This is a genomic window from Patescibacteria group bacterium (assembly GCA_041667185.1).
GTDB lineage: Bacteria > Patescibacteriota > Patescibacteriia > SG8-24 > SG8-24 > JBAYFM01.
Genome location: JBAYFM010000002.1, coordinates 23363 through 46311, shown reverse-complemented (window position 1 = coordinate 46311; position 22949 = coordinate 23363). Strand labels below are relative to the sequence as shown.

The 22949-nt window shown below is 60.2% G+C and carries 25 protein-coding genes; 19 read left to right on the top strand and 6 right to left on the bottom strand.

Annotated elements, in window-relative coordinates; genetic code table 11:
* Positions 1-73 precede the first annotated feature (73 nt).
* On the top strand, positions 74-520 hold the full coding sequence (locus WCT10_00895) for an SRPBCC family protein (protein ID MFA6603380.1): 447 nt from the start codon (positions 74-76) through the stop codon (positions 518-520).
* Positions 521-547: 27 nt separating this feature from the next.
* A complete protein-coding gene (locus WCT10_00890) occupies positions 548-943 on the top strand; it encodes a hypothetical protein (GenBank protein ID MFA6603379.1) in 396 nt (131 codons plus the stop codon).
* A 122-nt stretch (positions 944-1065) separates the two neighbouring features.
* On the opposite strand, the gene WCT10_00885 is transcribed toward WCT10_00890, so the two are convergent.
* Positions 1066-2121, bottom strand: a complete 1056-nt coding sequence (locus WCT10_00885) for a Fic family protein (GenBank protein MFA6603378.1) — start codon at positions 2119-2121, stop codon at positions 1066-1068.
* 209 nt (positions 2122-2330) lie between these two features.
* On the opposite strand from WCT10_00885, the gene WCT10_00880 reads away from it, so the two are divergent.
* A complete protein-coding gene (locus tag WCT10_00880) occupies positions 2331-2672 on the top strand; it encodes a hypothetical protein (GenBank protein ID MFA6603377.1) in 342 nt (113 codons plus the stop codon).
* Between the two features lie 74 nt (positions 2673-2746).
* On the opposite strand, the gene WCT10_00875 is transcribed toward WCT10_00880, so the two are convergent.
* Together WCT10_00875 and rlmN are read right to left on the bottom strand one after the other, a co-directional pair.
* The gene (locus WCT10_00875; protein ID MFA6603376.1) at positions 2747-3190 is read right to left on the bottom strand and encodes a hypothetical protein; all 444 of its coding nucleotides are present in this window, start codon (positions 3188-3190) and stop codon (positions 2747-2749) included.
* Positions 3191-3207: 17 nt separating this feature from the next.
* Positions 3208-4281, bottom strand: coding sequence for a 23S rRNA (adenine(2503)-C(2))-methyltransferase RlmN (rlmN, locus tag WCT10_00870; GenBank protein ID MFA6603375.1), 1074 nt, complete (start codon positions 4279-4281; stop codon positions 3208-3210).
* 240 nt (positions 4282-4521) lie between these two features.
* Here rlmN and WCT10_00865 point away from each other — a divergent pair, with 240 nt between their 5' ends.
* The 5 genes from WCT10_00865 to WCT10_00845 all read left to right on the top strand — a co-directional run bounded on the left by WCT10_00865 (position 4522) and on the right by WCT10_00845 (position 10125).
* A complete protein-coding gene (locus tag WCT10_00865) occupies positions 4522-5358 on the top strand; it encodes a hypothetical protein (GenBank protein MFA6603374.1) in 837 nt (278 codons plus the stop codon).
* 182 nt (positions 5359-5540) lie between these two features.
* The gene (locus WCT10_00860; GenBank protein ID MFA6603373.1) at positions 5541-6746 is read left to right on the top strand and encodes an MFS transporter; all 1206 of its coding nucleotides are present in this window, start codon (positions 5541-5543) and stop codon (positions 6744-6746) included.
* Between the two features lie 189 nt (positions 6747-6935).
* A complete protein-coding gene (locus WCT10_00855; GenBank protein MFA6603372.1) occupies positions 6936-8489 on the top strand; it encodes a PIF1 family DEAD/DEAH box helicase in 1554 nt (517 codons plus the stop codon).
* Between the two features lie 11 nt (positions 8490-8500).
* Positions 8501-8896, top strand: a complete 396-nt coding sequence (locus tag WCT10_00850; GenBank protein MFA6603371.1) for a putative immunity protein — start codon at positions 8501-8503, stop codon at positions 8894-8896.
* Positions 8897-8985: 89 nt separating this feature from the next.
* Positions 8986-10125 carry a hypothetical protein gene (locus WCT10_00845; GenBank protein MFA6603370.1) on the top strand — a complete coding sequence of 380 codons (1140 nt, stop codon included), beginning with the start codon at positions 8986-8988 and terminating at the stop codon, positions 10123-10125.
* Between the two features lie 101 nt (positions 10126-10226).
* On the opposite strand, the gene WCT10_00840 is transcribed toward WCT10_00845, so the two are convergent.
* The 3 genes from WCT10_00840 to WCT10_00830 form a co-directional block, all read right to left on the bottom strand.
* A complete protein-coding gene (locus tag WCT10_00840) occupies positions 10227-10568 on the bottom strand; it encodes a phage holin family protein (GenBank protein MFA6603369.1) in 342 nt (113 codons plus the stop codon).
* A gap of 11 nt (positions 10569-10579) precedes the next feature.
* On the bottom strand, positions 10580-10939 hold the full coding sequence (locus WCT10_00835; protein MFA6603368.1) for a YggT family protein: 360 nt from the start codon (positions 10937-10939) through the stop codon (positions 10580-10582).
* A gap of 165 nt (positions 10940-11104) precedes the next feature.
* The gene (locus WCT10_00830; GenBank protein ID MFA6603367.1) at positions 11105-12271 is read right to left on the bottom strand and encodes a saccharopine dehydrogenase C-terminal domain-containing protein; all 1167 of its coding nucleotides are present in this window, start codon (positions 12269-12271) and stop codon (positions 11105-11107) included.
* A 243-nt stretch (positions 12272-12514) separates the two neighbouring features.
* On the opposite strand from WCT10_00830, the gene WCT10_00825 reads away from it, so the two are divergent.
* The 11 genes from WCT10_00825 to WCT10_00775 all read left to right on the top strand — a co-directional run bounded on the left by WCT10_00825 (position 12515) and on the right by WCT10_00775 (position 22885).
* Positions 12515-13195, top strand: coding sequence for a DUF6629 family protein (locus WCT10_00825; protein MFA6603366.1), 681 nt, complete (start codon positions 12515-12517; stop codon positions 13193-13195).
* Between the two features lie 90 nt (positions 13196-13285).
* Positions 13286-14191 (top strand): DMT family transporter, encoded by a 906-nt coding sequence (locus WCT10_00820; protein MFA6603365.1) that lies wholly within the window; start codon positions 13286-13288, stop codon positions 14189-14191.
* A gap of 164 nt (positions 14192-14355) precedes the next feature.
* Entirely contained in the window at positions 14356-14607 is a 252-nt protein-coding gene (locus tag WCT10_00815; protein ID MFA6603364.1) for a hypothetical protein, read from the top strand.
* Positions 14608-14696: 89 nt separating this feature from the next.
* Entirely contained in the window at positions 14697-16883 is a 2187-nt protein-coding gene (locus WCT10_00810; protein ID MFA6603363.1) for a PAS domain-containing sensor histidine kinase, read from the top strand.
* Positions 16884-16989: 106 nt separating this feature from the next.
* Positions 16990-17553, top strand: coding sequence for a sigma-70 family RNA polymerase sigma factor (locus tag WCT10_00805; protein ID MFA6603362.1), 564 nt, complete (start codon positions 16990-16992; stop codon positions 17551-17553).
* Positions 17554-17612: 59 nt separating this feature from the next.
* Positions 17613-18047: a hypothetical protein gene (locus WCT10_00800; GenBank protein ID MFA6603361.1), complete on the top strand. Its 435-nt coding sequence runs from the start codon at positions 17613-17615 to the stop codon at positions 18045-18047.
* Positions 18044-18541 (top strand): hypothetical protein, encoded by a 498-nt coding sequence (locus WCT10_00795; protein ID MFA6603360.1) that lies wholly within the window; start codon positions 18044-18046, stop codon positions 18539-18541. Before WCT10_00800 ends, WCT10_00795 begins: the two co-directional genes overlap by 4 nt.
* A gap of 17 nt (positions 18542-18558) precedes the next feature.
* Positions 18559-20367 carry an HlyD family efflux transporter periplasmic adaptor subunit gene (locus WCT10_00790; protein ID MFA6603359.1) on the top strand — a complete coding sequence of 603 codons (1809 nt, stop codon included), beginning with the start codon at positions 18559-18561 and terminating at the stop codon, positions 20365-20367.
* Positions 20368-20370: 3 nt separating this feature from the next.
* Positions 20371-21093, top strand: a complete 723-nt coding sequence (locus WCT10_00785; GenBank protein ID MFA6603358.1) for an ABC transporter ATP-binding protein — start codon at positions 20371-20373, stop codon at positions 21091-21093.
* Complete coding sequence (locus WCT10_00780) at positions 21090-22313, top strand: ABC transporter permease (protein ID MFA6603357.1); 1224 nt, start codon at positions 21090-21092, stop codon at positions 22311-22313. The genes WCT10_00785 and WCT10_00780 overlap by 4 nt, the downstream gene beginning before the upstream one ends.
* A gap of 38 nt (positions 22314-22351) precedes the next feature.
* On the top strand, positions 22352-22885 hold the full coding sequence (locus tag WCT10_00775) for a hypothetical protein (GenBank protein MFA6603356.1): 534 nt from the start codon (positions 22352-22354) through the stop codon (positions 22883-22885).
* The last annotated feature ends 64 nt before the right edge of the window (positions 22886-22949 follow it).

The following is a 22949-nucleotide window of genomic DNA, read 5'->3' as shown; positions in this document are numbered from 1 at the left end:
AATTGCACATTTTTGGCTTAGACTGACTGACGTTATCCGTGCCCGACACAGATATTTTTGATATAGTTCTTGCATGAAAGACCTCGCTCTTCATGCCCAGTGGCTCGTCAAGGCTCCTTTGACGGAGGTGTTTGGCATAATGACTGACTTTGAAAAATTTCCTGAGTATTTTCCGAAAGTCGCGGAATCCATACGAGTCGTGAGGCGCGAGGGAGATCATCTGGAAATGGAGGCGACCGTCAGATCGTTCGGCCAAAAGTTCCCGGTCAAAATGAAGACCCAGATCCTCTCCGGCAAGGGGTATGTTTCGGACAATGAAAGCCCGAAATTCGGGACTTCCGGCCATGAAGAAGTGCTGCTCTCCGAACACCCGGAAGGAACCCTGATCGATTACACTTATCAGGTCGTCATCCATAAACGCTGGCTCCGCCTAGTCGCACAGCCACTGATCAGCCGGTATTCCATGAAGTACTGGCAGAAAGCCGTCATAGACGAACTGAGAAAAAGGCTCGAGAGCTAAGATCCCGAGCGCCATTCAGCATCCAGTATGATCAGATCAATTTTCCGAAGTATCGGTGTCGTTCTGGCCGGGTTCATCACCGTGGCAGCCTTGTCCGTGATCACGGATCGCACCTTGGAAGCGACCGGCGTGTTTCCGCCAGCCGTCCATCCCGAGGCCTATACCGCCTGGATGCTCGCGCTTGCGCTCGGCTATCGCAGCATCTATACGATCGCCGGCGGCTACCTCACCGCTCGGCTGGCCAAGAGCCGCCCCATGCGGCATGTGGCGGGGCTGATGGTGCTGGGTGGCATCGGCGGCGTCGCGGGAGCCGTATCCGGATGGAACCTGGGCAATCACTGGTATCCCGTGCTGTTGGCGGCCACTGGTCCGCTGTTCGTCTGGCTCGGCGGCAAACTTTTTGTGACTGTTAGCCGTGCCTGACACCGGAGGGAGATATCGACGCGTCGGTTGACCGAATAGTCTGACCTTATCCGACTCAAGCCGGTGGTTCATCTGATTAATCAAAACACGGGTCGCGATCGACCCGTGTTTTTGTGCTCCGCTTATTTCCTCGTCGGCCAGTACTTGGTCCCGCGCCCGATGCCGATCTTGCTGATCTTCTTGAACCGGATCAGTTTGCTGAGCGCCTGGTTCACCGTCGGCCTGGCGACGCCTGTCGAAGCCGCGATCTCGCCAGCGCTCACTCCCTTGCCGCCGAGTACGGCGTTGTAGACCTCGAGCTGCTTGGTGGAAAGGACTTCCTCGATGCCCGTCTTTTCCATGAGCGCGGCGGCTTTCTCGGCCTGCTCCAGGATGACAGACAGGAAGAATTCTGCCCAGGGGACGATGTCCTCTTTGCCGGTGCCGATGGTGGCCTGACTGCGGCGCAGGGCCAGATAATAGTCCGGCCGCCGGCGCTCGATGATCTTCTCGTGTGAAACACAAGGTGCGAAGGCGTAGCCGGACCGGAGGAGCAGGAGATTCGTGAGGATGCGCGACAGGCGGCCGTTGCCGTCCTGGAACGGATGGATCTTCAGGAACTCGACGACGAAGTTGGCGATGACCGCGAGCGGGTGAATGTCCCCGGCCGCCAGCCGCTCACGGGTCCAGTCGAGAAGCGACTCCATCTCTTTACGGACGAGGTACGGCGGCGTCGTCTTCATGACCACGGCCGCTCCGCCGGTCGAGCCGATCGCCGTAATCACGTTTTCCGCCGTCTTGTACTTGCCACGGTGCGGCTCCGCGCTGTCGACGTATCTGAGCATCTTTTGGTGGAGGGTCAGGATCGACGATTCGGTGAAGGGGACGGCGGCAGGGGACTCGAAGATCCGCTCCAGGAGTTCGAAGTAGCCGCGGACTTCCTGTTCGTCGCGTTCGGCGGTCTTTTTGGATCTGACGCCGCGGATCAGCCTTTCCACTTCGGCGTCGCTCAAGGTCGCGCCCTCGATGCGCGTCGAGGCGCCGGTCGAGGTGACGAGCACGTATTTCTTGAGCTGGGCGAGCTGATACGGGTGCAGAGACTCGCCCTGGATCCAGCGACCCTTCAGCTCATCGATTTTGGCGATGACGCCCCAGAGGCTCGGCGGCAGGTTGTCCATCCTCTTGTTGAAATCAGGCATAGATCATCTGATATATCTCTTATGTATGATTATATATGATAATATAAGAAAAGTCAATTCGTCGCCAGCGGCCCAGCCGCAACTTGCGTGGAGCGAGAAGATCGCGGGCGATCGGTATCCTGAAGGGCACTGGGCGGAGGATCCGCGGGCGCGATGATTGACAAAGACGTAAAATCTTGTTACGTTCGCGCCAACAGAAGGAGAGCAGCATGAACGCATTGATCCTTGAACGTCTTGCCCGCGGCGAGACCATAGAGAATCACCGGGAGCCGGGGAATTCGATGGCGCCTCTCATCAGGCATCGCGAGCCAGTGACCCTGGCTCCGGTGGACGCGTCCAAACTCGAGAGGGGCGATATCGTGCTGGCCAAGGTTCGCGGCCGTTTTTTCACCCACAAGGTGAGCGCCGTTCAGGGCGACAAGGTGCAGATCGCCAATAACCACGGCCGCGTGAACGGCTGGACCTCGCGCCGGCAGGTCTATGCGATCGTGACCGCGGTGAACGGCGTGCCTCGTCTTCGCGCTGCGGAAAAGGTGCTGCATAAAGACTGAGCCGCGTCTTTCCCAGCTTTCGCAAAACTCCAGCCTAGCTGGAGTTTTTTTGTAGGCGTCAGTTTTGGGAGCAGTCAGCCGATCCGAGCATCGCGCTTCATCAGATTTTCGACGATCCAGAAAGCGAGATAACCGAGAGGCCCGAGCTGGAGCGTCGGCGTCAGACCGACCGCCAGGAACGGGACGAGCGGCATATCGGAGGTATAAGCCCACCGCGCGGAGTTCAGGGCGTAAAGTTCCAGGAAGACCGCGATCAGGATGCCGAGGGGGATGATGAGCCAGGAACGGCGCCTGAAGCCCGCATTATAGATGAAAGGCAGGGCGAGCAGCGTGATCATGCCGGCGTCCACGACCGCGGCCCGGAGCAGGATGAGTTCGGTGATGGTCTGGCCCCGGTAGCTGATATACAGCGGAGCGTGCAGGTTTTCCCAGATCGCGTTGAAGATGAGCGCGAACAAGAAGATCAGGAAGATCCCTTGTGGTCCGAAAGCGGGCGTGGGACGAGAGGTCGCGGTCATAAGGTCGTCATATCGTATCACACCGCTGCGCCTCGGGGTTGGTCTTTCGGTTTCTGTCCCGCCAATTGCCCGCAGGCGGCGCTGATGTCTTCGCCGAAGTCGACGCGGAAAGTCACGGGCACGCGGTGCTGGTCCCAGAGCCGGCGCTGGAAAGCGCGGCAGCGCTCCGGCGGCGAGGCGCGGAAAGCGCCGGTCGCGTGGTATTTGATTAGGTTCACGTGATAGAGCTCGTGGTCCATGATCCGCGCCAGCTCGTCGGCCTGTTCGTCGCCGTCGTTCACGCCATCGAGCAACAGGTACTCGAAAAATATCTTGCGGCCGGTCTGCTCGACGTACGCGCGGCAGGCGGCCAGAAGCTGGTCGAGCGGGTAGGCGGCGGCGACCGGCATGATCCGTTCGCGCAGGGCCTGGTTCGGCGCGTGGAGCGAGACGGCGAGGTTCAGCGGCTCCGGCTCCGTCGCGAAGCGCTCGATGCCCGGGACCACGCCGCAGGTGGAAACAGTGAAATGCCGGATGCCGATGCCGAGCCCGTCAGCGCGGTTGAGTTCGCGGATGGCGGCCAGCACGGCGTCGTAATTGTTCATCGGTTCGCCCATGCCCATCACGACCACATTGGTGACGGTCTTCTTGTCTACAGCGGAGGCAGCGTCACGTCGTTCGCGAACGACGTGACGGCGGGCGAAGTGCAGGACCTGATCGCTGATCTCCTCGGCGGTCAGGTTGCGGCTGAAGCCGCCCGCGCCGGTCGCACAGAAAGCGCAGCGCATGGCGCAGCCGGCCTGCGACGAGACGCAGACCGTGCGCCGGCCGTCTTCGTGCGCCATCAGCACGGTTTCGATCGTCTTGCCGTCCGTTGTCCTGAGCGCGGCTTTCACGGTGCGGCCGTCGGCGGAGACCGCCTCGCGTTCCAGCGTGAGCGACATGATCGGTGCCTCGCGGTCGAGCAGGGTGCGCAGTTCCGGCGGCAGCTCCGCGGCGGCTTCCCAGGAGGGGACGAGGTCGCGGTAGGCGGCGCGCACGGCCTGCTTCAGGCGGTAGGGCTTGTTGATCCCGGCGGCGGCGAGTACCTGTTGTATCTTGGCGGTGTTCATGACCAGGAACGTATCAAAGGCCGGCAGCCGTGACAAGCCTGAACCATGCGCAGAGCGGCCTATTTCGAAAGCTTCAGTCGCAATCGGCGCGCGCGGTGCGAGGCACGGCATCCGACATCCCTCGTCCAAATGCCAACCCCCGTTCCTTTCCGGATATATTGACAAAAGCCGGTTTTCGCCGTATCCTCAACGGTTCTTTTCATATTTCAGACGGATGTCACCATCCGGGAGGTTGCGAAGATGACCAGTACATTCCCAACGATCCTTGGTTCGGCGACGGCCGGAACCCGCCGGCAGTTCTTGATGGCGGTCTTCGAACACTGCCGCGGCGCGGACTACGGCGACGCGAATTGGCTGAAGAGCACTGGCGGCTGGACTACGCCGGAGATCCCGACTGTTTATGGCCGGCTCCGGGAACTGCGGCCCGACCTGGATCAGCTGAGTCTGGACCCGGGGTTCATCACTCATCTGCCGGAAATAGCGGACGAGCTTCTCGGACTTTCGGCTGACGGCTCCGGCTGCTTGGCCGCGAGAGAGATCGCAGAGCGGAAGCTGGGTTGCCGAGAGGTTTGGCGCGGGATGATGCTGACGGACGAGGGCGCGGAGACAGTGAAGTGCAGTGGCGTCTTGTCGGGCCTGGCCTCGCATCTGGGCAGCCAGGATGACCGGGCTGGAGAATTCGACCGCCGGTACTTGTCGGTGCAGATACGCAATCTGGCGGAAAGGCATTTTCATCATGAGAATGAGAAGACGCCGTTCATCTCCGTCACGGATCATCGGGATGTGGCGATCGCTGTCGGACGGCATTTCGGCCGGCGGCAAGAAGGCGCGCGTTTCTATCTGTTGCGGATGAGAGTGCCTGAGATCGACATCGTCTACTACACCGACCACGGGGTCAGGAAGCCGTCGGTGTTTTCTCGGAATCATCAGATGATGCTGGCTGTCGCCGTGGACGGCCGGAAAGTCCGATATGATTGGGACAGGCGAGTCGAGAGTCATGTCCTTTGGAAGGTCGATCCGGACGAGATCCTGGAAATCGCTCCGGTGGAGGTCAGCGCGAGTTCTTGGAATGGATGAGAGACGGTCTGGTGAAAGTCGGGTCTTTGGCCCCTGAGTCGCGTTGCGACTCGGGGGCTTTTTTATCTGCGGCGGCTTCGCGGCGTCCAGTCAGGAAAATGATGGCGGTTCGACGGACAAGACGATCATTTTCACTTCGATTACCAGGTGCGGCGGCGCCACCGGAATGCTATAATTCAGACATGGACCACGCCACTGGCGAAAAACCGAAGATCCCGCGCAATATCCTGGTCATCGCGTTCGTCGCGCTGGCTTCAGGTTTGGGACAGGATCTCATCACGCCGGTGCTGCCGGCGTATCTCGGGCTGCTCGGATTCACTTCCGCCGGCATCGGCCTGATCGATGGTTTGTTGCAGGGTTCGACCAGTGTTTTCCGCCTGGTCTCTGGCATCCTTTCGGACAAGTTCCGCAACCGCAAGCGCCTAGTTTTCTTGGGGTATGCGCTGTCATCGGTCTCCCGGCCCCTGCTCGGGTTCGCCTCGTCGTTCGGCGCGATCGCCGGACTACGGCTCGTGGATGGCGTTGGCAAGGGTTCGAAAGACGCGCCGCGGGACGCGCTGGTCGCGGATTCGGCGGCCGCGGGGACGAAAGGCCGCGCGTTCGGGTTCCACCGGCTCGTCGACACGGCTGGCTCCGTCATCGGCCCGCTCATCGCGGCCGGAGTGCTGCTGATACTGACGCCATCGCTCGCGTCGTACCGGTTAATTTTCTTTCTGGCCGTGATCCCGGGCGCCGTAGCGCTCGCGCTGATCATTTTCGGCATTCGTGAATCAGCCCCGGCCCAGGCGCCGGCGGCCGGGCAGCGGGCGCTGCCCTGGAGTTTTTGGATCTTCACCAGCGGCGTCACTGTCGCGATGCTGACGAAGATCAATGATTCGTTATTCCTGGTCCGCGCCGGGCATCTGGGCATGCCGCCGGTCTGGGTTCCCGTCATTTTCGCCGGCTTCACCCTGCTGTATGCGCTGCTGTCTTATCCCATCGGCATTTGGAGCGACAGGATCGGCAAGATGCCGCTCATCGTCGGTGGCTGGCTGACGCTCGCGGCCGTGGAGTTCGGTTTTTCCTTCCGCATTCCGCTCGCCTCATCGCTCGTCCTCTTCGGTTTCTACGGCGTTTTTTACGCCCTGACCGAGGGCTCCGCCCGCGCTTTTATCGCCGAGGCGGTTCCGTATGGTTCGCGCGGCACCGCGTACGCCGCCTATTATACGCTGACCGGTCTCGCCGTGATCGCCGGCGGATACGGCCTGGGCCATATTTGGGACGCCGTGTCGCCGGAGTTCGCTTTTCGGCTTTCGTCCGCTGGATCGCTGCTTTCCTGTTTGATCTTGGCCGCCGCGTTTTTCGCGCACGCGCGCAAGACCGCGAACGCTCCGTCGGAAATAAAATGACAAAAAGCGGGCGCTACGAGCGGTGCCTGTTTTTTAGCCGGTGGTCAGACGGTCATGATTTGTGTACGCTTGAGCCGCTCCGTGAAGCCCGTAAAGACGCTTCGCGTCCACGGGCCGCGGCCCAGTTGACGCCGCAACCCGTTCCGTGGTATTTCGTTCGCGGTCTCATCATCTAACAACCGGAATCTCATGACCCAAGAACAGGCATTGGCGATATTGAAGACTGGCGCGAACGTGTTCCTGACCGGCGAGCCGGGTTCGGGCAAGACCCACACCATCAACCGGTACGTGGCGTATCTTCGGGCGCGCGGCATCGAACCAGCGCTGACCGCCTCGACCGGCATCGCGGCGACTCACATCGGCGGCATGACCATCCATTCGTGGTGCGGCATCGGGATCGCGGATGAATTGACGCCCTACGACCTCGACCGCATCGCCAGCAACGAGCGCATCTACAAGCGCCTCATGAAAGCGAAGATCCTCGTCATCGACGAGGTCTCGATGCTGGATGCGCGGACGCTGGCCATGGTGGATGCCGTATGCCGCGAGACCAGGCGGAACCCGATGCCGTTCGGCGGCCTGCAGACGGTGCTGGTCGGAGATTTTTTCCAGCTGCCGCCGGTGGCGCGCGACGGCCGGACGGCGGAATTCGCGTTCCGGTCTTCCGCCTGGGCGGAACTCCGGCCCGCCGTCTGCTATCTGTCCGGGCAGTATCGGCAGGATGATCCCGAATTCCTCTCTGTCCTGTCGGCGATCCGTTCGAACGCGGTAGGCGAGGATCATCTCCGCATCCTCGAATCGCGGGCGGCGGCGCGCGTCGGCGCGGCGAAAGGCGCGGTCAAACTTTTTTCGCACAATGCCGACGTCGATCGCATCAACGAACAGGAGCTGCTGCGGCTGCCTGGCGTCGAGCGGGTGTTTGCGATGGAAACGAAGGGGCCCGAGCAGCTCGTGACGTCGCTGAAACGCGGCTGCTTGTCGCCGGAAACGCTGCGGCTCAAGCCGGGGGCGGCCGTCATGTTCACGCGGAATAATCCGCAGGCCGGCTTCGTGAACGGCACGCTCGGCACGGTCATCGACGCGGCCGGTGAGAATGGCTTCCCGCTCGTCCGGACCAGCACCGGCGCGCGTATCGCCGCTGAACCGATGGAATGGAAGATCGAGGATCAGGGCCGGGTCCTCGCGTCCACCAAACAAGTGCCGCTGCGGCTCGCATGGGCGATGACGGTCCATAAAAGCCAGGGGATGAGCCTTGACGCCGCTCTCATGGATCTCGGCGCGGCTTTCGAGTTCGGCCAGGGTTACGTGGCGCTCTCGCGCGTCCGCCGGCTGGCCGGATTGTTCCTCCTCGGCTGCAACGCGCGCGCCCTTGAAGTGCATCCTGCTATCCTGGAGCAGGACGGCGAATTCCGCGCCGTGTCGCAGGGCGCGGAGGAATTTGACACGCAGGTCTCCGCCGAGAAACGGGCGGCGGCCGAGCGCAGCTTCATTGTCTTGTGTGGCGGAAATCCGGACGCGGCGAAAACGAAGCTTGTGGAAGAGAAAGATCTTTCAGCAGCCGCTCAGCGCGCCAAACATCCGAAAGCCTACGCGCGCTGGACGGAGCGGGAAGAAAAAGAATTGGTCGCGCTGTTCAACGAGGGTGTGGCGATGAAAGAGATCGCCCGACGTCTCGAGCGGCAGCGCGGCGGCATCGCCTCGCGCCTCAAGAAGCTCGGGCTCGTCAAGGAAGAAGCGGCCTGAGGAAGCTTCTCATGAAATCTAGAATGATCCCGAAACCGAAAGACCAGCATTCCGTGGCGCGGAATTCGCGCGTGCATCGGGCGTTGGCGCTCAAGGCCGCCGGCCAAGCCAGACGGGTCCTGCCTGTTTTTGAAAAAGAACATCCTGATGATGATCGTCCGCGCCAGGCGCTGGCAGCGATCGAAGCTTGGGCGCGGGGCAAGCTGGAACTCAGTATGGTCGAGACGCGTAAACTCTCGCTCGCCGCCCACGCGGCGGCTCGTGCCGCCAGAACGGACGCTGCAAGATTCGCGGCCCGCGCGGCTGGCCAGGCGGTTGCGGTCTGGCACGCGCCCGGGCACGCTCTGGTCGTCCCTTACTATGTCCGCAAAGTCAGCATTGCGAATAAAAATCCGGATAAGAAGTGAAAGATCGGCGGCGTTCATCGCGCCTCTGCTCCAAGATCGACGCAGGCCAGATTGTTTTGCCGCTGAACATCAGGTACAGTTCGATTGTTATGTCATTTGAATCATATTTGGTCAGGATAAAAAGCGTTCTGGGCGAGCGGACCGGAAAATTCATCGCGCTCGTAGCGGTCTTGGTTTTTGGCGTCCTGTTAGGATCGGTGATATTGGGTGTAGATCTGTCTTCGAGCGCCAGCGGCCAGCCGGGCGCGGCAGGTGATCCTGCGGTGGCGCCCGTTCCTCCGAAGCCGACGCTCGACCGGGAGGCGTATGACCGCAAACTGCTGCAGTTGGCGCATTTGTCTGATCTCGCCGGGACCGCAGTCACCGCTGCCGCTACCGATACCGCCGCCGAGACCCCGGAAAAGATCCGACTCTGGCCGGTCAAAGCCGCTTATCCCGAGTACGGCGCCATCCTGCCGTTCAAACGCATCGTGGCCTACTACGGCAATTTTCTTTCCAAAGGCATGGGCGTGCTCGGCGAGTATCCCGAAGCCGTGGTGATCGAAAAACTGACCAAGGAGTTACGGGCCTGGGAGGCCGCTGATCCGACCACGCCGGTGCAGCCGGGCATCGACTATATCGCCGTCACCGCCCAGCAGAGCGCGGGCAAGGACGGCAAATATCGGCTGCGCATGCCGCCCGCGCAGATCGACAAAGCGCTGGCGATCGCCGCCAAGATCGACGGCATCGTCATTCTGGAGGTTGAGCCGGGCTTGGCCGACCTGATGGGGGAGATCAAGGCTCTAGAACCGTATCTCCGCCTGCCGCAGGTGCATCTGGCCATTGATCCGGAATTTTCCATGAAGACCGGCGCGCCGCCCGGCACGCGGGTGGGGACGGTGGACGCCACGGACGTGAATGCCGCCGCGGAGTATCTGGCCGGACTGGTGCGGACCAACGGCTTGCCGCCCAAGGTGCTGGTGGTGCATCGTTATACGAAGGAGATGGTGACGAACGCCCGGAAGATCACGCCGCTGCCGGAGGTGCAGATCGTGATGGACATGGACGGTTGGGGACCGCAAGCCAAAAAGTTCGGCACTTATAATACCTGTATCGCTCCTGAGCCGGTGCAATTCACGGGATTCAAACTCTTCTACAAGAACGATATTTTGCGGCCGGGGTCGCGGCTGCTCACGCCGGCCGAGATCCTGACGCTGACGCCGCAGCCGTCATTCATCCAGTTCCAGTGATCGACGGCTGGACGATCGGTCATGGAGCCATCGACGATAAAAGCCCCTTGGCGGGGCTTTTTCGTTTCTTGAATTTTGCCGTTTCTGTCCGCCCGGCGGTGTCACTTGCGTTCCAGAACTCCGTCGAGTACGTTCATGATCAGCGAGAGCAGTAGGCTGAACGCCAGCGCCCACCAGAAACTCGCGATCTTATATCCGGGGACGATGTTCGCCACCAGCATGACCATGAGCGCGTTGATGACGAAGGTAAAGAGACCCAGGGTCAGGATGTTGATCGGAAGCGTCAGTAGAAGCAGTACCGGCCGGATGAAAGCGTTCACGACGCCGAGCATCGCCGCCACGACCATGGCGACGAAGAAACTGCTGACGGTCACGCCAGGCAGCACGTAGGCTGTCGCCAGAATGGCCAGAGCCGCGATGATCCAACGAATGAGTAATCGCATAGATCCTGATCTTATTTCTTCTCTTGTTCGTTAAGTTTCGCCGCGGCTTCCGGCGTCGATACTGTCTTGCCGATCAGGAGCAGTTTGATGATGCCGACGGCCAGCACCCAGTAGACGAACATCGCCAGAAGCGTCGTCCATTCAAAGATATTGTCCGCCACTGTCGATATCCGGAAGACCTTGAGGAAGGGAGCGGCAAAAACGTAGGTCGCGCCATAAATAAAACTGGTGAAGCCGGCGAGAGGGTTCGCCCCCAATAGCTTCAAGACAAAACGGAACGCCAACAGGACTTCAATGGCCCCGAAGATGTACCAGACGATCTGGATGCCGCGGTAGAGAGGTTTCGTGCTCGGAGAATTAGAAGAATCCATAGATTTGATTGATTCCCTCTTCAATAATAAATCTGCAGTGAGTATACACCTTAAAGTCCTGTTGACCAAGTCATCGGGGGCGCGGGGTATCGGTCGGCCGACAAAAAAAGACCCCCGAAGCCGGGGGTCTGGTTTTTAGCCGCCGTGGTGAGGACGGCGCGATATCTATTTGATGATCTCCTGCAGGATCAGGCCTCGTGCTCGCCATTCTTCGGCGAAACGCGCGGCCGGAACGCTGAGTTCCTGGCGCAGCACGCCGAGGTCGGCGATCTCGCCGGTGGCCAGCATCTTGGCGATGATGGCCGCGGAGTAGCCGGTCGTCCGCTGCATGGCCGAGTGGCCGGGGGCCGCGCTGCTGCGGCGGTCGATCATGTCATAGCGGACCTCTTGTCGGCCGTGTTTCAGGATGACCCGAAGCACCAGCAGATCTTCGACGGCGTGCGGCAGGATCTTTTCGAAAAGAGCTTCGGACAGCCGGCGCGGATTGACCGCTGCGCCGTCGACCAGGATCTCTTGTTCGCCGAGATAGCCCAGTTCCCGCAGCATCGTCCAGATCCGCCAGTGGCCGGGATACCTCAGGGTCTTGTAGTCGAGGTTCTCGATCAGGCCGGCGAAGGTTTTGGCGAGCGTCGAGGAACCGCCGGAAGTGAAAGCCGCTTCCAGTGCGCCCAAGCCTTCGAAGCGCTGGCGCTCGAGTCCGGTGAGCGACGGCACTTTGACGAGCTGGCCGCCGCGCAGGATCTCGGTCGGCTCCAGGCATTCGTTGAACAGGCCGCGCACCGAAAAGGCTAGCGCGTACTTGAGCAGCCCTTCGGGCGAGGCCGGCAAACCGCCGACGCGGATCTTGACCGTGTCCGGCATCTGTCCCAAGCGGTCGATCCCGAGGCGCGTGATGATGCTGACCGCTCCGGGGGCCACGCCGCAGTCCGGCACAGCCTTGAGGCCACGCCGTTTGGCTTCATCGTCCAGGGCGAATTGCCGCTCGACGACGTCGTTGTTGCCTCCCAGGTCGCAGAAATGGGCGCCGGCTTCGAAAGCAGCCTGCATGAGTCCGAGATTGAGCTCGTAGCTCGCCGCGGCGATGACCACATCGTGGCCGCGGAAGATCTCAGCCATGGCCTGCTGGTCGCGGCAGTCGGCCTCGATCAGGGCGACGCGGTGGTCGCAATCGGAGCCGCATCGCAGATGTTTGCCGATCTCTTTGAGAGCGGCGAGGTCGCGGTCGACGATGGTCAGACCGGACGTTTTCGCATCCTGCAGCAGGTCATAAGCGATCGCTTGTCCCTGAAGACCGGCGCCGACGAGGGCGTATCTGCGCTTCTTGGATGTCATGGGCAGCCAAACCTTTCCAGCCGCTTCGGCGGCCGCGTGAAAAGAACGCTATCCGCAACCTTAATCGGGCCGCCCGGAAGTTTCAAGTCCGTGTTAACGCCCGCTCCCGGCTGGGTTATTTCTAGCGGCGGTCATTTTCAGTTTTTCGGATCGCTGGCGCGATGCTGGTTTTTAGCTGGCGCGTCATCGTCAGTGAATCGGTTCAGAGTAGCGGATGTATCAAAAATCTGTCATACTTCCGCCATGTGTTTTTCAGCTACGGCCAGTTTCGCTGCCGCCGCCGGACTCGGCGCCGTCGGCGTCCTGACGATACGTGAAGCCAAGTCCGCGTCCCAGCTGCCGCTCGCGGCCATGCCGCTGCTTTTCGGCGTTCAACAAGCCGTGGAAGGGGTCGTCTGGTTGTCTTCCGGATCACCCTGGTTGCAGACGGGAGCGGCTTTCGTGTACATCATGTTCTCCCACGTGCTGTGGCCGTTCTATGTTCCTCTGGCGGTCGGCGCGCTGGAGCCTCCGGGGCGGAGAAAATCAGCGCTCCGGGTCCTGCTGATCTTCGGGGTCGCGCTCAGCTCCTGGCTGGCTGCTTACGTGGTTCGCGGACCGATCACAGCTTCGCTGGCCACCGGCTGCGTCATTTACGACATGACCTTGCCGCCGATCCCGTACGGCCTGGCGGCGTACGTGTTCGCCACTTGTTTTCCCTGCCTGATCTCCAGCCATAAATTCATCCGAGTTCTCGGTTGGGCGGCCATGGGGGCGCTGTCGCTGGCCTTGTGGGCTTACCAGGAAGCGTTCTATTCCACGTGGTGTTTCTTTTCCGCTATCTTGAGCGCCATCATCTACGCCCATCTGCGGCAGGATCTGCGCCTCTGGCCGGTTGCCGCCTCTTTGAAAGCCCGGGTCGCCCGTCTGACGGATCGGTCCTGACCGCGGCAGCAAGCGATCCCGGATCCGCTCCGGCGCGGTGTACGTTTTTGCGGAAAAATCTTATACTGAGGCAAAGGATCATTCCTGATTATGTGGCTTCTTTTCGCTTTTTCCAGTCCGGTGTTGTGGGCGGTCTCCACGCACATCGACAAATACCTGGTTGAGAAATATTTCAAGAATTCAAGCACGGCCGTGCTCATGGTCTTCACGTCGCTCATCGGCCTCGTGGCGCTGCCGTTCATCTGGCTGCATCAGCCTCAGGTGCTGGCGCTGCCGCGGACGGCGATCGCGGTGATGATGGCGTCCGGCATCCTGTACATGGGAGCCATGCTGCTCTATCTCCAGGCTATCCAGACGGAGGAAGCTTCCGTCGTGGCACCGCTGTTCCAGGCTTCGGCGGTGTGGGGAGGCGCGCTGGCGTATTTTTTGCTCGGCGAGAAATTGACGCCCGCGCAACTGGCCGGCGGTGCCATCGTCCTGGTCGCCGGCGCGATCCTGTCGCTCGATAAGTCGATGAGGTTCGGGCGCATCAAGATCGGTCTCGTTTTGCGCATGGGAGCCTGCACGCTGGCACTGGCGCTTTCCTCGGTCATCTTCAAATATTTTGCCGTGAACGACGAATTCTGGAGCACGGTCTTCTGGACCTTCGCCGGCGAGGCGGTGCTGGGCATGGCGATCATGGCGATCCCGGCCTATGCGCGTCAGATGTTTCGGCTGCTGCGCGCGAGTCCGGCGGCGCTCCTGGCCGTCAACGGCACGAACGAACTGATCAACCTGGGCGGCGGCTTGGGCGCCCGCTACGCGCTGATGCTGGCGCCGGTCGCTCTGGTCCAGGCCATCGTCAGCACGACGACGCTGTTCGTCTTCCTGTTCGGCGTGCTGATCACCGTGTTTTGGCCGTCGCTGGGAAGAGAGGATCTTTCGCGGCGGAACCTGTTGCAAAAAGGCGCCGGCGCGGTTCTGGTTGCCGTCGGCGTCGCGCTGATCAATTCCTGAATCGGCCGCCGGGCGGCGCAAAAAAAGTTTCGTTCGGCGGAAGAGCCACGCCATTTGACAGCAGCCAGGCCTTCCTTTATGTTTTTGCCCGTTCCTGTCGGAGCGCGCGCCCACGGCGTCTCCGCAAGTTCGACGATTAAATCAAAATCATCGGTTATCCGTGTATGATCACGAAGATCTGTGAAAAGTGCGATTCCGAAATGAAGCTCATTCCCGCCGGATTCAGCCGGGCCAAGAACAAGCCATATTCGGCTTTCTGGTCCTGCGACAAACGCAACGGCGGCTGCGGAGCCACGGCCCGCGCCGAAGGCGAAGCGGCGGCGGCCGGACCGGTAATGGCTCCGGGGCAGCCGGATCGGCTCGTCGCCATCGAACTCAAACTCGATGAGATCATCGGCCTGCTGAAAGAGCGTTAAAAATAATATCTGACCCGGGCCCTGGAGCCCGGGTTTTTAGTTTTTGCTGCAGGTTGTGCGGATGTTGAAAAAAATGCTATTATATATATATGAATAGAAAATTCAAGCTGGCAGCAATCTTTACGATAGGACTGGTCATGTTGATCGCGGCCTGTCTTTTTTGGATGTTCAACGTCGGAAATGAGCTGAATGAATACGCCGGAGAGGAGCTTCTGGCTAATAACGAATTGGTCGTAGCCGCTACTGATGCCGAACTTTTTACCGGTCTGCCGGTCGTCGAGGGTCAGAATTCCAACTACGACAAGTTGCAACAGCATTACATGAAGCTGGTTGGCGTGATGCAGAAAGAGTATGGGATTCGGAACATCTATGCCATGAAAGTGGTCGATGGCGAAATCAAATTCATTGTTGATTCTTCGATGCCCACTGATCCGTCTCGTCACGAGCCTGGAACCATCTATGAGCGGCCTCCTCAGGCCTTGTTAGACACCATCCGCTACGGCACACCGCAGCTTTACGGCCCGTATACCGACGAATTCGGATCGTTCTATTCCGCTTTCGCGTCGCAGTACGACAAGAGTGGCCAGATCGTCGCTTTTATAGCCACTGACATCGAGATCAACGCGTTCAAGAAATTATATAGCAACGATTTGGATGAGGTCCGGACAATCAGCATTATTCTACTGGGGCTGTATCCGCTGATTTTTTTCGTGATCGAACGCTTGTTGTCGGCCAGGAGGCTGCGACGCACCGGTGAACTCAATGAATTGCACCGGGCCGAAGAACGCGAAAAATTACTCATGAACATCGGCGAAGGAGTGGTCGCTTTCAACGAATCGGGCAAGATCCTCTTCGCCAATAAATTCGCGGTCGATTCGGTCTGTCGGAATGAGGCCGAATGTCTCGGTCAGGATTACCGCATCCATTGGATGATCGTTGACCAGAAAGGCGTCGCCTTGCCGGAGGAGCATCAGCCACTCGCGGTATTCGGGCCCGGTGTGCTATCCGAACACAAGTCGTCCTCGCATGCCGGACATGACCACCCTTATCTCAAGCGGCCGGACGGAGCGGTATTTCCGGTCGAAATATCGATCGTTAAAACGGACCTGGAGACTGGCGAACTTGTCGCTCTCATGGTCTTCCGTGATATCACCGAGCGCGTGAAATTCGAGGATGCCTTGGTCGAGAGCGAGAAAAAATATCGCGTCCTGTTCGAGAATTCCGAGGATGCCATGATGCTGCTGACGCCGGAGAAATTCGTTGATTGCAACAACGCCACCCTGAAGATCTTCGGCTACAAGACCCGGGAGGAATTCCTCGGTAAACATCCAGGCGACGTTTCGCCGCCTCATCAGGCCGATGGCCGCGAATCCCACATCGCCGCCAATGAGAAGATCGCGACGGCGCTCAAAGAGGGGCACAACTTTTTCAACTGGATCCACCAGCGAGCCGACGGCACTGATTTTTTCGCCAACGTGCTGTTGACGCCTATGCGCCATGAGGGCATGGACGTCTTGCAGGCGACGGTTCGCGATATCACGCAGGAGGTGAAGATCGACCAGATGAAGACGGACTTCATCAATATCGCCGTCCACCAGCTGAAGACGCCACTCACGGCTTTGAAATGGGCGGTGGAAATGCTGAGCGAAGCGTCGTCTGCGCGGAAGCCGGAGGAAACGCAGGCAATCAACGATATCGCCGACGTGACCCGGGGGCTGACCGAGCTCGTGAAGTCACTGCTGAACATTACGCGCATCGAATCCGGGCGGCTGACGATCGATCCCAAACCCACTGATCTGGCCGCGCTGGCCGTGGGCGTGATCAGGGAAAATACTGCGGCGGCTGCGAAAAAGAAGCAACATATCGCTTTCACATCCGAGGATGGTTTGCCGGTCATCAGCGTCGATCCGCTGTTGATTCGGGAGGTCTATAAGAATCTGTTGACGAACGCGATCAAATATTCGCCGCTGGGCGCGCAAATAGAAGTGCGGCTGGAGAAAAAAGGCGAAGAACTGATTTCGCTGATCAAGGATAATGGCTACGGCATTCCGTTGAGCGATCAAAAACGCATCTACGACAAATTTTTCCGTGCGAGTAACATCGTCGGCAAGTCCGAGGAGGGGACTGGTCTTGGATTATATTTCGCCAAACAGATCGTCGAGGTCTCCGGCGGCCGCATCTGGTTAGAATCCACCGAGGATGTGGGCACGACTTTCTACTTCAGTCTGCCGCTCGTCGGCAGCAAAGCTCGGTCAGGCATGGTGCGCCTCAGTTGAAACGCGTCAGAAAACAGGGCTAGCGGCCCTGTTTTTGATGCACGGCCGGCGCGAGTCATCCGGATTTTTCTTGTTGAAGGCCGATTTTTATGCGAGAATTCCGCCCATGGTAACCGATGAACAACTCGTTGCCGACTATTTATCCGGCCGTGCCGAAGCTTTTGACGAATTGGTCCGGCGTTATCTGCGGCCGTTGTTCAATTATTCGCTGAGTCTGGCCGGCGACAAGGGACAGGCCGAGGACGCCGTGCAGGAAACTTTTCTCAAGGCGTGGCGGCAGCTGCGCCGGTTCGATCAGCAGCGCTCGTTCAGGACCTGGATTTATCGCGTGGCCCGCAACGCGACCTTCGATCTGCTGAAGAAGAGGCGTACCGTGTCTTTCGCGGAGTTCGAGTCCGAAGACGGCGGCAATGTCTTGATCGAGACTACGGAAGATCCCGAGCCCTGGCCGGATGAGCTGTTCGATCGGGCACTCGACGCGCGGCTGCTTCGTGAGGCTCTGGGTCGGCTGCCGCTGCCGTTCCAGGAGGTCATCGACCTGCACCACCGCGGCGAATTGACGTTCCGCGAGATCGCCGAGATCCTGGCCGAGCCTCTGGATACCGTCAAAAGCCGTTATCAGCGCGGCTTGCTCAGATTGAAAAAGCTGCTGGCGGACCAAAATCAATAGTTCTTGCCGGGATCGGCGCACCAAAAAGACGACGCCGGTCGTATTAGTGATATAAGCCTATGTCGAACGACTTTGCGACCTTATTCAGCCGCAATGTAACGGTCGAGCCGCCGCCGGCTCTGGCCGATCGGATCATTAGCCGCATTCGCCGGGAAGAGCGGCTTTTGGCCGTGCAGCGGCGCTTGATCCTGGGTTCAGCCGGTCTTTTGATAGCCGCGCCTCTCGCGGTCTTAGCTATGAACAAGCTCATGGTCGATTCCGCTGCCGCCGGCGTTACGTCGTTCCTGTCGTTGCTCGCGACTGATGCCGATATGGTCCTGAATAATTTCGGGATCTTTTCGTCCGCCTTGCTCGAAGCCCTGCCGGTCACGAGTCTGGCCGGTTCTTTGGCGGCCGTTTCCTTGACGATGTTGTCGCTCTTCGCTTTTGTCGCCGGACTCGGCGCGATCGCCATCGAGCGTCTTAAGCAGCGTTCATCATTTTTGACCCTATGAATGAATTATTAAAAAAACGGTCGTTCCGCATCGGCGCGGCCGCCATCGGCGGACTGATCCTGCTGATCGTTATCTTCCAGGCCGGCATGGCCGTCGGATTCCGTAAGGCGCGGTTCTCTTATCAGTGGGGCGAGAATTATCACAAGATGTTCGGCGGTCCGCAGGGCGGTTTCGCCGGGGATTTCCGCCGCGATTTCGAGGGGCGTGATTTCATGAATGCGAACGGCGTCGCCGGCGCGATCATCAAGATCGACGGCCGGACGCTCGTGATCCGCGGCGTTGACGGCGCGGAGCTGGTCGTGCTGCTCGCTGACACCACCGTCATCAGAGCCGGACGCGAAACGGTCAGGGCGGAGGATCTGACGACCGAGGATTCGGTCGTGGTCATCGGCGAGCCCGATACGGCCGGCCAGATCGCTGCTAAATTCATCCGGGTGTTCCCGCAGGAACCGCCGCCGGGTCCGTTCTTCGAACGGCGTCTGCCGCCGCGCTAAAGCGGACCGCCAACATTATGATGCTCAAGATCAGTAAATTTAAAATCGCGTCCTTGGTCGCTGTCGTGCTAGTTATTCTGGGCTACGGCGGCTATCGCTGGTTCGGCGGCGGGTCGGCGGCCGGCGTGAAGTACGCCACCACTGCCGTGGAACGCGGCACGCTCGTGATTTCCGTTTCCGGCACCGGCCAGATCGCGGCGAAAGATCAGGTTGATCTCAAGGCCGAGGTCTCCGGAGACCTGACTGGAACGTACGCGGTCAAGGATCAGCAGGTGAGAACCGGTGATCTGCTGTTCGCGTTCGATTCCCGCACCGCTCAGAAATCGATCCGCGACGCCCAAGTTTCGCTCGACGACGCCCAGGCCAAATTGGATGACATGCTGGCTCCGCCGAACGCCCAGACGCTGCTCGCGGCCGAATCCGCCGTCGCCCAGGCGGAACGCGATCTGAGCCAGGCCGCGTCCGACCGGGTCGATGCCGAGACCATTGGCGTCCAGGCGCTGCAGACCGCTTATGAGAACGCTTACGACGGTACTTCCACGACCTTGTTCAAATTGGCCGACTACCTCGCGGATCTGAAGGATGTCCTGGGAAATGCGCAGGGCGAACAGGAACACGTCCGTTCTTATCGGCTGATCCTGGGATCCGATTCGACGCTCGTGCAGGATACGGTTGATGATTATTATGCCGCGCGCGACGCTTTCGACGAGACCACGGCTTATTTCAACGGCATCAAGCGCGATAGTCCGCGCGACGCCATTTACGGACTCATCGGCCAGATGGTGACTACGACCGATTCCGTCACTCAGGCTCTGGAAAGCGCCCGGCGCATGTACGACGCGATCGTGGCGCATGATTACGCCTCGCTGAAGATCGCCGCCACCATCGATGCTATGCGGCCCAAGATTGAGGCTGACATCACGGCCGCTTATGCCGATCTGGGCGCATTGCGCGACCGCAGGACGGCGATCGACGATGCTGTGAAGAACGCCCCCAAACTCATCTCGGATGCCGATTGGTCCTTCAGAGTGGCTACCGAAACATTGGAGGCCAAGCGCGCCGCCCTGGCCGATCTGCGCGACGGTTACACCGCCCAGGAGATCAGGTCACAGCGCAATGTCGTGGCGCAGAAGGAAGATGCCTTGAGTGCGGCGCGGGAACAGGTCGCCAACTACAGCATCCGGGCGCCGTTCGACGGCGTCATCGCTTCGGTCAGCGACACGGCCAAGAAAGGGAGCGCAGTCTCGTCGGGCGCGGTCCTGGCCGTGCTCGTGACGCCGCAGAAGATCGCCACGCTCACGCTCAATGAGATCGACATCGCCAAGGTCAAGCTCGGCCAGAAAGCGACGGTGACCTTCGATGCCATCGAGGATCTCACCATGACCGGAGCGGTGGTGGAGATCGACACCCTCGGCACCACGACCCAGGGCGTCGTCAATTACGGCGTGCAGGTGGCGCTCGACGATCAGGACGAACGGATCAAGCCGGGCATGAGTGTTTCCGTAGCGATCGTCATCGACATGAGACCGGACGTGCTGTTAGCGCCGAACGCGGCCGTGAAGAGCAGCAACGGCAGCCGCTACGTCGAGATCCTTCCCGGCGCGACCGAGGTCGGGACCGTCACTTCGACGGCGGCGCCGGAACGCCGCAGCGTTGAGATCGGCCTCGCCAACGATACCTCGACCGAGATCTTGAGCGGCCTCAAAGAGGGCGACATCATCGTCACGCGGACCGTGACCAGCGCCGCTGCGGGCGCCGCGGGTGCGGCGAGCAACCAGTCGCGCGGCGGCGTGCGGATCCCGGGCGTAGGCGGATTCGGAAACTGACCTATGGCCCTCATCGAATGCGACAAGATCTGTAAGGCCTACGTTTCCGGCGATGTCGATACTCAGGTCCTGAAAAACGTCACTTTCCAAGTGGAGGCCGGCGAGTTCGTGGCCATCATGGGTCCTTCCGGTTCCGGCAAATCGACCCTGATGCATATCCTGGGTGCGCTCGACAGCCCCACTTCCGGGACCTATAAACTGAACGGACGCGACGTCTCGAAACAGACCGACGATGAACTGGCCGAGATCCGCCGCGATCAGATCGGCTTCGTCTTCCAGTCGTTCAATCTGTTGCCGCGGGCGACGGTGCTCAGGAACGTTATTTTGCCGCTCATTTATGCCGGCGTGCCTCGGTCCGAGCGCCGGACGCGGGCAGCCAAGGCGCTGAGTGCGGCCGGACTGCCGGAAGACCGCTGGCATCATCTGTCGAACCAGTTGTCCGGCGGTCAGATGCAGCGCGTCGCCATCGCGCGGGCGCTCGTGAACAATCCCAGCATCATTTTCGCCGATGAACCCACCGGGAATCTGGATACCAAGACCGGCGACATCGTCCTGGATACTTTTCAGAAATTGAATCGCGACGGCCATCACACCATCATCCTGATCACCCACGAACCTTACGTTGCCGAACATGCCGACCGGATCATCACTATCCAGGACGGGCGTATCATCAAGGATACGGCCAACCCCAAAGGACCTTTAAGCCATATCCACCGCGCCGTATGAACCCGCTTGATCTGTTACAGGAGATCTACGCGTCGCTCGTCGTCAACAAGGTCCGTTCCGGGCTCACGATCCTCGGCATCGTCATCGGCATCGGGTCGGTCATCGCCATGGTCTCGATCGGCCAGGGCGTGCAAGGTTCCATCGAAAGCCGCATCCAGTCCATCGGTTCCAATCTGATCCTGGTGACGCCGGGCTTCCAGCGCGGCGCCGGCATGGAAGTGAGATCGGGCCGCGGTTCGGCCACGACGCTCACGCAGGCGGACGCGGACGCCATCAAACGTGAGATCGCCCAGGCTCAGGCGGTGGCGCCGGAGGTTTCGCAGCGCTATCAGATCGCGGCCAAGGGCACGAACACCAACACCCAGGTCGTCGGCACGGTCCCGGATTACGCGATCGTCCGCAGTATCGAGGTCGAAGACGGTTCGTTCATCACCGAGCAGCACGTCCAGAGCTACTCCAAAGTGGCGGTCATCGGCCCGACGACCAGGGACGATCTCTTCGGCGAGGGCGGGGAGTCCATCGGCAAGATGATCCGGATCAACAAGGTCGAGTTCAAGGTCATCGGCGTGACGGCGGCCAAGGGCGGCACAGGCTTCGGCAGCCAGGATGACATGATCTATGTGCCGCTTTCCGCCGCGCAACGTTTCTTGGGCGGCGGAGATTACGTGACCCAGATCAGCATCCAGGCTCCGGACCAGGCGTCGATGGCGGACCTTCAGACCCAGGTTACCGACCTGCTGCTGGCGCGCCACAATATTTCCGACCCGACGCTCGCCGACTTCAGCATCATGAACCAGGCGGACATCGTGGCCACGGCCTCTTCGGTGACCAACACATTCACGTTACTGCTCGCGGCCATCGCCGGAATCTCGCTCCTCGTCGGCGGCATCGGCATCATGAACATGATGCTCACGAACGTCACTGAACGGACCCGCGAGATCGGCCTCAGGAAAGCGATCGGCGCCAAGCGCGGGGCCATCAGCGCCCAATTCCTGGCCGAATCCGTGACCCTGACGTTCCTGGGCGGCTTGTTCGGAGTGTTCTTCGGCTGGCTGCTCTCGATCCTGATCGCCAAGTTCGGCGGCCTGACCACCACGATCACTTTCCAGTCAGTGGCGTTGGCTTTCGGGGTTTCGGCGGCCATCGGCATCATCTTCGGTTTTTATCCGGCTCGCCGCGCGGCGGGACTCAACGCCATCGTGGCCCTGCGCTACGAATAATATTTACCGGGTTCCGCTCGTCGGCGCCCCTGACCGATATGGACCTGAAAAATCATAGGAAGTGTCTGTTAGCGGCGGTAGCGGTTTGTCTCGTCGTGGCGGCCGGGAGTTTTGCTGGAGGTTGGGCTCTGGGGCGGACAGCAGCCAAAAGATCACTGGCTGGCTTCGTCGGCGATCGTGGCGGATTATTTGTCCGCGGCAGCGGGTTACAAGGCGGTGCTGGCGGCGACATGACTTTTGACCGCATGGACGGCGGTAATGGCTCCCGCGCGACCGGCCGGATGCTGGGTGGTAATATTCTCGGCGAGATCCTGAAACTCGATGAACAGAGCGTCACGGTCAAGGTCGCCAACAGCGGAACCAGGTTGGTGTTCCTATCCGAAAAAACGCAGGTGACGAAGACTGAGCCGGCAGGAGTCGCTGATCTGGCGGCTGGCGTTTCCGTCCGCATCATGGGTAGTTCGAATCAGGATGGCAGTGTTTCCGCTCAGAGCATCCAGATTCTGCCGGCGGGTTTCGGCCAGGCTTCGCAGCCTCCGGCGGCCGCGCCATTGGTTCAGCCAGTCGAGTAAATTAGCCGATCAAAAAAGATCGCCGGCTCAGGCTGGCGATCTTTGATTTCTTATCCTGATCATC

Bases quoted from the DNA above. Each gene is read 5' to 3' on its own strand.
- WCT10_00785 (MFA6603358.1), top strand. From the start codon at position 20,371: ATGGCCCTCATCGAATGCGACAAGATCTGTAAGGCCTACGTTTCCGGC.
- WCT10_00775 (MFA6603356.1), top strand. From the start codon at position 22,352: ATGGACCTGAAAAATCATAGGAAGTGTCTGTTAGCGGCGGTAGCGGTT.
- rlmN (MFA6603375.1), bottom strand. From the start codon at position 4,281: ATGAACACCGCCAAGATACAACAGGTACTCGCCGCCGCCGGGATCAAC.
- WCT10_00880 (MFA6603377.1), top strand. From the start codon at position 2,331: ATGAACGCATTGATCCTTGAACGTCTTGCCCGCGGCGAGACCATAGAG.
- WCT10_00895 (MFA6603380.1), top strand. From the start codon at position 74: ATGAAAGACCTCGCTCTTCATGCCCAGTGGCTCGTCAAGGCTCCTTTG.
- WCT10_00780 (MFA6603357.1), top strand. From the start codon at position 21,090: ATGAACCCGCTTGATCTGTTACAGGAGATCTACGCGTCGCTCGTCGTC.
- WCT10_00890 (MFA6603379.1), top strand. From the start codon at position 548: ATGATCAGATCAATTTTCCGAAGTATCGGTGTCGTTCTGGCCGGGTTC.
- WCT10_00825 (MFA6603366.1), top strand. From the start codon at position 12,515: ATGTGTTTTTCAGCTACGGCCAGTTTCGCTGCCGCCGCCGGACTCGGC.
- WCT10_00850 (MFA6603371.1), top strand. From the start codon at position 8,501: ATGAAATCTAGAATGATCCCGAAACCGAAAGACCAGCATTCCGTGGCG.
- WCT10_00805 (MFA6603362.1), top strand. From the start codon at position 16,990: ATGGTAACCGATGAACAACTCGTTGCCGACTATTTATCCGGCCGTGCC.
- WCT10_00875 (MFA6603376.1), bottom strand. From the start codon at position 3,190: ATGACCGCGACCTCTCGTCCCACGCCCGCTTTCGGACCACAAGGGATC.
- WCT10_00800 (MFA6603361.1), top strand. From the start codon at position 17,613: ATGTCGAACGACTTTGCGACCTTATTCAGCCGCAATGTAACGGTCGAG.
- WCT10_00815 (MFA6603364.1), top strand. From the start codon at position 14,356: ATGATCACGAAGATCTGTGAAAAGTGCGATTCCGAAATGAAGCTCATT.
- WCT10_00840 (MFA6603369.1), bottom strand. From the start codon at position 10,568: ATGCGATTACTCATTCGTTGGATCATCGCGGCTCTGGCCATTCTGGCG.
- WCT10_00835 (MFA6603368.1), bottom strand. From the start codon at position 10,939: ATGGATTCTTCTAATTCTCCGAGCACGAAACCTCTCTACCGCGGCATC.
- WCT10_00795 (MFA6603360.1), top strand. From the start codon at position 18,044: ATGAATGAATTATTAAAAAAACGGTCGTTCCGCATCGGCGCGGCCGCC.
- WCT10_00865 (MFA6603374.1), top strand. From the start codon at position 4,522: ATGACCAGTACATTCCCAACGATCCTTGGTTCGGCGACGGCCGGAACC.
- WCT10_00820 (MFA6603365.1), top strand. From the start codon at position 13,286: ATGTGGCTTCTTTTCGCTTTTTCCAGTCCGGTGTTGTGGGCGGTCTCC.
- WCT10_00830 (MFA6603367.1), bottom strand. From the start codon at position 12,271: ATGACATCCAAGAAGCGCAGATACGCCCTCGTCGGCGCCGGTCTTCAG.
- WCT10_00845 (MFA6603370.1), top strand. From the start codon at position 8,986: ATGTCATTTGAATCATATTTGGTCAGGATAAAAAGCGTTCTGGGCGAG.
- WCT10_00810 (MFA6603363.1), top strand. From the start codon at position 14,697: ATGAATAGAAAATTCAAGCTGGCAGCAATCTTTACGATAGGACTGGTC.
- WCT10_00855 (MFA6603372.1), top strand. From the start codon at position 6,936: ATGACCCAAGAACAGGCATTGGCGATATTGAAGACTGGCGCGAACGTG.
- WCT10_00790 (MFA6603359.1), top strand. From the start codon at position 18,559: ATGATGCTCAAGATCAGTAAATTTAAAATCGCGTCCTTGGTCGCTGTC.
- WCT10_00860 (MFA6603373.1), top strand. From the start codon at position 5,541: ATGGACCACGCCACTGGCGAAAAACCGAAGATCCCGCGCAATATCCTG.
- WCT10_00885 (MFA6603378.1), bottom strand. From the start codon at position 2,121: ATGCCTGATTTCAACAAGAGGATGGACAACCTGCCGCCGAGCCTCTGG.